Origin of the sequence: Streptomyces sp. MBT65 (genome assembly GCF_016612545.1) — a bacterium.
Lineage (GTDB): Bacteria > Actinomycetota > Actinomycetes > Streptomycetales > Streptomycetaceae > Streptomyces.
Genome location: NZ_JAENRY010000461.1, coordinates 1 through 7,347 on the forward strand (window position 1 = coordinate 1; position 7,347 = coordinate 7,347).

The following is a 7,347-nucleotide window of genomic DNA, read 5'->3' on the forward strand; positions in this document are numbered from 1 at the left end:
GGATATGGCCGAGGCGGCGCGACTGGCCCTGCGGGCCACCGAGGCGTGCACGCGTCCCGCCCGCCCCCTGTACGCCGCCCACGCGGATCTGCCCGTCCCCGAAGAGCCGCACCTGGCGTACTTCCACGCCGCCACGCTGCTGCGCGAACATCGCGGCGACGGTCACCTCGCCGCCCTGCTGGCCGCCGAACTCGACGGCCTGGAGGCCCTGGTCAGCCACACCGCGACCGGCCGGGGCATGACCCCGAAGTGGGTGTTCGGCACGCGCGGCTGGAACCAGGAGGAATGGGACGCCGCTTCGGAGCGACTGCGCGAGCGCGGACTGCTCGACGGGGACGGCGAGTTGACCGAGGCGGGCACCGCCCTGCGCACCCGGATCGAGACGGAGACCGACCGGCTGGACCGCGCGCCGTACGAACACCTGGGCACCGAGGCAGTCGTACGCCTGACCGAACTGGCGACCGGGTTCGCGCGCCGCGCGCTCGCGGCCGGGGCGTTTCCGCGAGATCTGACCGGCAAGCGCTAGGGATCGGACCCGCAGGACAGCGCCCTGATCCCCGGTTGTCGGTGTCACCTGCCACAATTGCCGCGCAACCTCAGTGGAGAAGGCGGTACGGGCGTGACGACACCCCTCGTAGGGTCCATCGAAGGCAGGATCGCCGAGGAGCTCGGCGTACGGGAGCGGCAGGTGAAGGCTGCCGTCGAGCTGCTCGACGGCGGTTCGACGGTCCCCTTCATCGCCCGCTACCGCAAGGAAGCGACCGAGATGCTCGACGACGCGCAGTTGCGCACGCTCGAGGAGCGGCTGCGCTATCTGCGGGAGCTGGAGGAGCGGCGGGCCGCGATCCTCGAATCGGTGCGCGAGCAGGGCAAGCTCACCGAGGAGCTGGAGGCGCAGATCCGGGCCGCCGAGACCAAGGCGCGCCTTGAGGACATCTACCTGCCCTACAAGCCCAAGCGGCGGACGAAAGCCCAGATCGCGCGGGAGGCGGGGCTCGAGCCGCTCGCGGAGGGGCTGTTGGGCGACCCGTCCGTGGAACCGCTGGCCGCGGCCGCCGCGTTCGTCGACGCCGACAAGGGCGTCGCCGATCCGCAGGCCGCGCTCGACGGCGCGCGGGCGATCCTCACCGAGCGGTTCTCGGAGGACGCCGACCTGATCGGCGAGCTGCGCGAGCGGATGTGGGGGCGCGGGCGCCTCGCCGCGAAGGTGCGGGACGGCAAGGAGGAGGCGGGCGCCAAGTTCGCCGACTACTTCGACTTCTCGGAGCCGTTCACCGCGCTGCCCTCGCACCGCATCCTCGCGATGCTGCGCGGCGAGAAGGAGGACGTCCTCGATCTCGTCCTGGAGCCCGAGGAGGACACCGAGGGGCCCTCTTCCTACGAGGGGATGGTCGCCCACCGCTTCCAGATCCTCGACCGTGGCCGCCCCGGCGACAAGTGGCTTCAGGACACGGTCCGTTGGGCCTGGCGCACCCGCATCCTCGTGCACCTCGGCATCGACCTGCGGCTACGGCTGCGCACGGCGGCCGAGGACGAGGCGGTCAACGTGTTCGCCTCGAACCTGCGGGACCTGCTGCTCGCCGCCCCGGCGGGCACGCGGTCAACGCTCGGCCTGGACCCCGGTTTCCGTACGGGCGTGAAGGTGGCCGTCGTCGACGCGACCGGCAAGGTCGTGGCCACGGACGTGATCTACCCGCACGTCCCGGCCAACAAGTGGGACGACGCCCTCGCCAAGCTGGCCCGCCTCTCCGCGCAGCACTCGGTCGAGCTGATCGCGATCGGCAACGGCACGGCGTCCCGCGAGACCGACAAGCTCGCCGGTGAACTCATCGCCAAGCACCCGGAGTTGAACCTCACCAAGGTGATGGTGTCCGAGGCCGGCGCGTCCGTGTACTCGGCGTCCGCGTTCGCCTCGCAGGAACTGCCCGACATGGACGTGTCGTTGCGCGGCGCCGTCTCCATCGCGCGCCGACTCCAGGACCCGCTCGCCGAGTTGGTGAAGATCGACCCCAAGTCGATCGGGGTCGGCCAGTACCAGCACGACCTGTCCGAGGTGAAGCTGTCGCGTTCGCTGGACGCGGTGGTCGAGGACTGTGTGAACGGCGTCGGCGTGGACGTCAACACGGCCTCCGCGCCGCTGCTTTCGCGCGTCTCCGGCATCACCTCCGGCCTCGCCGAGAACATCGTGTCGCACCGTGACGCCAACGGCCCCTTCAAGTCGCGTACACAGCTGAAGAACGTGGCACGGCTCGGCCCGAAGGCGTACGAGCAGTGCGCGGGCTTCCTGCGCATCCGGGGCGGCGACGACCCGCTCGACTCGTCCAGCGTGCACCCCGAGGCGTATCCGGTGGTGCGGCGGATGGTGAAGACGGCGGGCAGCGAGGTCGCCTCGCTGATCGGCAACACGGCGGTGCTGCGCTCGCTGAAGCCGACCGAGTTCGTGGACGAGACGTTCGGTCTGCCGACCGTGACCGACATCCTCAAGGAGCTGGAGAAGCCGGGGCGCGACCCTCGGCCCGCGTTCAAGACGGCGACCTTCAAGGACGGCGTCGAGAAGATCTCCGACCTGGCGCCCGGGATGGTCCTGGAGGGTGTCGTCACGAACGTCGCCGCGTTCGGGGCGTTCATCGACGTCGGCGTCCACCAGGACGGTCTCGCCCATGTCTCCGCCCTGTCCAAGACGTTCGTCAAGGACCCGCGGGACGTGGTGAAGCCGGGTGACATCGTCAAGGTGAAGGTCCTCGACGTGGACATCCCGCGGAAGCGCATCTCACTGACCCTCCGACTGGAGGACGAGGCGCAGGCCTCCGGCGGCGAGCGGGGACAGCAGGGTGGTGGCGGCGAACGCCGGCAGCGCGGTGGGCGTCCGCCCCAGCAGCGTCAACAGCAGCGCCAAGGTGGTCAGGGAGGCGGAGCACGACAGGCAGCGGCCCCGCCTGCCAACAGTGCGATGGCCGATGCTCTGCGCAAGGCGGGGTTGCTGGACCCGAGCAAGAAGGGCAAGCGCTGACGGCTTCGACGGTCGGGGTTGCGGGGCGCTGCGGACCGGTGGTGGCTGGCCGCGCCCCCGCGGCGGAGCCGCACACAGGCGCCGCCGCGCGCCCCTGAGGTAGGGACGCGGGGCGGCGAAAATCGGTGGACGTGGATCATCTCGCCGACAGACTGGGCGGGTGATCTCACCGGATTTCAAAGCGGACCTCCGCGTCAGCCTTCAGGACGCCCGCGACACCTTGCTGTGGAAGCTCGAAGGGCTGTCGGAGTACGACATCCGGCGGCCGATGACGCCGACCGGCACCAATCTGCTGGGGCTGGTGAAGCATCTGGCCGGGGCTGAGGGGTTCTACTTCGGCACGGTCTTCGGACGGCCGGTCGACGCGCCGGAGTTGTGGATCGCGGGGGACGCCGAGCCGAACGCGGATCTGTGGGCGACACCGGACGAGACGCGTGAGCAGATCGTCGGGACCTATCGGCGCGTGTGCGCGCACTCCGACGCGACGATCGAGGCACTGCCTCTGGACGCGGTCGGCCGGATACCCGGTGAGCGGGGGAACGACATCACCCTGCACCGCACCCTCGCCCACATGATCTACGAGACGTCCCGGCACGCAGGCCACGCCGACGTCGTACGAGAACTCGTCGACGGAACGGCGGGCCAGCGGGCCGGGGGCGACAACACGGCCCCCGGTGACGCGAGTTGGTGGGCGGAGCACCGGGGTCGGGTGGAGCGGGCGGCGAAGGAGGCCGAGCGCGGTCTCTAGCGCTGCTCGGTCACCTTCCCGTCCGCCACCTCCAACCGCCGAGTCACCTGAACCGCGTCCAACATCCGGCGATCGTGGGTGACCAACAACAGCGTGCCCTCGTACGCGTCCAGCGCCGACTCCAACTGCTCGATGGCAGGCAGGTCAAGGTGGTTCGTCGGCTCGTCCAGGACCAGGAGATTGACACCCCGGCCCTGGAGCAACGCCAAGGCGGACCGCGTGCGCTCCCCCGGTGACAGCGTCCCGGCCGGCCGCATCACGTGGTTCGCCTTGAGGCCGAACTTGGCGAGCAGCGTGCGGACTTCGGCAGGCTCCGTGTCCGGTACCGCCGCGCAGAACGCGTCGAGCAACGACTCCGTGCCGTGGAACAACTGCCGCGCCTGATCGACCTCGCCCACCAGCACACCCGAACCGAGCGAAGCCTGCCCCGAGTCCAGTGGGATACGGCCGAGGAGGGCGCCCAGCAGCGTCGACTTGCCCGCGCCGTTCGCGCCGGTCACCGCGACCCGGTCCGCCCAGTCGATCTGCAGCGAGACCGGGCCGAAGCTGAAGTCCCCGCGCCGTACCTCCGCGTCCCGCAAGGTCGCGACGACCGAGCCGGAGCGGGGCGCGGACGCGATCTCCATGCGCAGTTCCCACTCCTTGCGGGGCTCCTCGACGACATCGAGGCGTTCGATCATGCGCTGGGTCTGCCGGGCCTTCGCCGCCTGCTTCTCGCTCGCCTCGCTGCGGAACTTGCGGCCGATCTTGTCGTTGTCGTTGTTCGCCTTGCGCCGGGCGTTCTTGACGCCCTTGTCCATCCAGCCGCGCTGCATCTGCGCCCGGTCCTGGAGCGCGGAGCGCTTGTCGGCGTACTCGTCGAAGTCGTCGCGGGCGTGCCGGCGGGCCACCTCCCGCTCCTCCAGGTAGGCCTCGTAGCCGCCGCCGTAGAGGTTGATCTGGTTCTGGGCCAGGTCGAGTTCGAGGACCTTGGTGACCGTGCGGGTGAGGAACTCGCGGTCGTGCGACACGACGACCGTGCCGGCGCGCAGGCCGGAGACGAAGCGTTCGAGGCGCTCCAGGCCGTCGAGGTCCAGGTCGTTGGTGGGCTCGTCGAGGAGGAAGACGTCGTAGCGGGAGAGGAGCAGAGAAGCCAGGCCCGCTCTCGCCGCCTGGCCGCCGGACAAGGACGTCATCGGCTGGTCGAGGTCGATGGACAGGCCGAGGGTGTCGGCGATCTCCTCCGCCCGTTCGTCGAGGTCCGCGCCGCCGAGGTCGAGCCAGCGCTCCAGGCTCGCCGAGTAGGCGTCGTCGGCGCCGGGTGCGCCGTCCACCAGTGCCTGGGTGGCCTCGTCCATGGTGCGCTGCGCCTCGGCGACGCCGGTGCGGCGCGCGAGGAACTCCCGCACGCTCTCGCCCGGCCGCCGGTCCGGCTCCTGCGGGAGATGGCCTACGGTCGCGGTCGGCGGGGAGAGGCGCAGCTCGCCCTCCTCCGGTGCGAGCAGCCCGGCGAGCAGCTTGAGCAGGGTGGACTTGCCCGCGCCGTTGGCACCGACAAGGCCGATCACATCGCCGGGGGCGACGACGAGGTCGAGCCCGGCGAAGAGGGCGCGGTCGCCGTGTCCGGCGGCGAGATTCTTGGCGACGAGAGTGGCAGTCATCAGACCGCCGATCCTAATCGGTCCCCTTCCCCGCCCGCGCCGCCGTTCTCACCGCGCCATCGCCGCCACCAGCACGCTCCCGGTGGTCCGGGCCACCACGAAGGCCTCGCCCTTCACCGCCTTCGCCTCCAGGGCGATGCGGTGGCGGCCGGGTTCGAGGACGCCGTCGAAGACGTCGTGGGTGTGGCCGCGGCGGAGGCGGTCGAGACGGTACGCGGTGACGCGCACCCGGCACGGCGAGGTGACCTCGATGTCCGCCTCGCCGTCGGCCGCGGTCAGCCGGGTGAGGCGGTGCTGCTCGGCCGGGCGGCGGTCCAGGGCGTGTTCGATCTGGGCGACGAGGAGCGGGACGACGGGCGCGAGGCCGTCGACGTACGCCACGTCGATCCCGGCCCGGTCGAACGCGGCCTGTACGACGGCCCGTTGCTCCGGGGTGAGGGCCCGGCCGAAGAACACGGCGCCGTAGCCCCGCAGTTCGTCGGCGGGGACGTGGGCCGCGTCGCCGGTGATGTCGGCGCCGATGCCGATGGCGCGCAGCGCGGCGGCGAGCCTGGCGAGGATCGCGACGCGGGCACCGATCAGCAGGACCCGGCGTCGGGCGGCCGGGGGCTCGGTACCGTCGATCAGGGAGTCGAGGGCAGCGCGGTACCCGGCTCCGGCGAAGCGGAACGGCCCCAGGCCGTGGTAGCCGTTGCGCTCCAGGTCGGGGTGTTCGTCGGTCTGCCAGGCGAAGTCGCGCCAGATGTAGTCGGCGCCGTCCCGCTGGATGACGGCGGTGACGGCGCCGCAGGCGAGGTCCGCGCACTCGGGGCAGCCGTAGATGATGTGGCGGCCGCCCTCCAGCGGGGCGTCCGTCTCCAGGAGGAGGCTGCGGACCTGGGCGGTGAAGATCGCGGGCGGTACGTCGGAGGCGAGCGGGGAGACGGCGTCCAGGTCGGTGAGCCGGAACAGCAGCGGGCGGCCGTCGACGACGAAGTCGACGAAGTCGCGGTGGACCTGGTAGCCGCCGTCCGCGAGGACGTCACCGGCACGCATCGCCGGTGCCAGGCCGAAGGCCGCGTACGCGGCGGACATCGGGTGTTCGGCAGACATGCTGTGAGTATCCCCAGCGCGCCGCGGAGGTGCGCACGGCATGGGGTATTCCGCTACCGTCCGCGCATGGACAGCGGTGTGAATGACGATGTGATCGTGGTCGGCGGCGGCGTCATCGGGCTGACGACGGCCGTCGTACTGGCGGAGCGCGGTGCCCGGGTGCGGGTGTGGACACGGGAGCCCGTCGAGCTGACGACCTCGGCGGTCGCGGGCGCGCTGTGGTGGCCGTACCGGATCGAGCCGGAGGCGCTCGTCGGTGAGTGGGCGCTTCAATCGCTCGTGGTGTACGAGGAGTTGGCGGAGCGGCCCGAGGAGACGGGCGTACGCCTGGTCGAGGGTGTACAGGGTGGGACGCGGCTGGACGAGTTGGGGCCGTGGGCGGCGCGGGTGCCGGGGCTGCGGGCGGCTCGGCCCGAGGAGTACGCGGGCGGCGGGCTGTGGGCGCGGCTGCCGCTGATCGACATGTCGGCCCATCTGCCGTGGCTGCGGGGGCGGTTCCTGGAACTGGGCGGGACCGTCGAGGAGAAGTCGGTGACGGACCTCGCCGAGGTGCCGGCGACCGTCGTGGTCAACTGCACGGGGCTGGACTCCCTGGACCTCGTACCCGACCCCTCGATGCGGCCGGTGCGCGGCCAGTTGGTCGTCGTGGACAACCCGGGGATCACGACCTGGTTGACGTCCGTCGACCACTCCGCGGACACGTCGACGTACTTCTTCCCCCAGCCCGGCGGCCTGATCCTGGGCGGCACGGCCGAGGAGGACGCCTGGTCGATGACGCCCGATCCCGAGGTGGCCAAGGCGATCGTCGCCCGCTGCGCGGCGATCTCCGGGCGGATCGCCGCGCAGCGGGCGACGAT

5 protein-coding genes and 1 pseudogene are annotated in these 7,347 nt (G+C 71.5%); 4 read left to right on the top strand and 2 right to left on the bottom strand.

The window, feature by feature from the left end; all coding sequences use genetic code 11:
* The 3 genes and pseudogenes from JHN63_RS48065 to JHN63_RS48075 form a co-directional block, all read left to right on the top strand.
* Positions 1-526: pseudogene (locus JHN63_RS48065) on the top strand (hypothetical protein); the annotation flags it as partial.
* A gap of 93 nt (positions 527-619) precedes the next feature.
* Positions 620-3,010: a Tex family protein gene (locus JHN63_RS48070; RefSeq protein WP_200691450.1), complete on the top strand. Its 2,391-nt coding sequence runs from the start codon at positions 620-622 to the stop codon at positions 3,008-3,010.
* Between the two features lie 160 nt (positions 3,011-3,170).
* Positions 3,171-3,758, top strand: coding sequence for a DinB family protein (locus tag JHN63_RS48075; protein ID WP_200691451.1), 588 nt, complete (start codon positions 3,171-3,173; stop codon positions 3,756-3,758).
* On the opposite strand, the gene JHN63_RS48080 is transcribed toward JHN63_RS48075, so the two are convergent.
* Positions 3,755-5,398 (bottom strand): ABC-F family ATP-binding cassette domain-containing protein, encoded by a 1,644-nt coding sequence (locus JHN63_RS48080; protein ID WP_200691452.1) that lies wholly within the window; start codon positions 5,396-5,398, stop codon positions 3,755-3,757. The two genes, JHN63_RS48075 and JHN63_RS48080, sit on opposite strands and share 4 nt — an antisense overlap.
* Before the next feature lie 48 nt (positions 5,399-5,446).
* A complete protein-coding gene (locus JHN63_RS48085) occupies positions 5,447-6,472 on the bottom strand; it encodes an oxidoreductase (protein WP_200691454.1) in 1,026 nt (341 codons plus the stop codon).
* Between the two features lie 84 nt (positions 6,473-6,556).
* Between JHN63_RS48085 and JHN63_RS48090 the strand changes: the two genes are divergently transcribed.
* Positions 6,557-7,347 (top strand): FAD-dependent oxidoreductase (locus tag JHN63_RS48090; protein ID WP_200691453.1); only part of this gene is annotated, 791 nt, incomplete at its 3' end.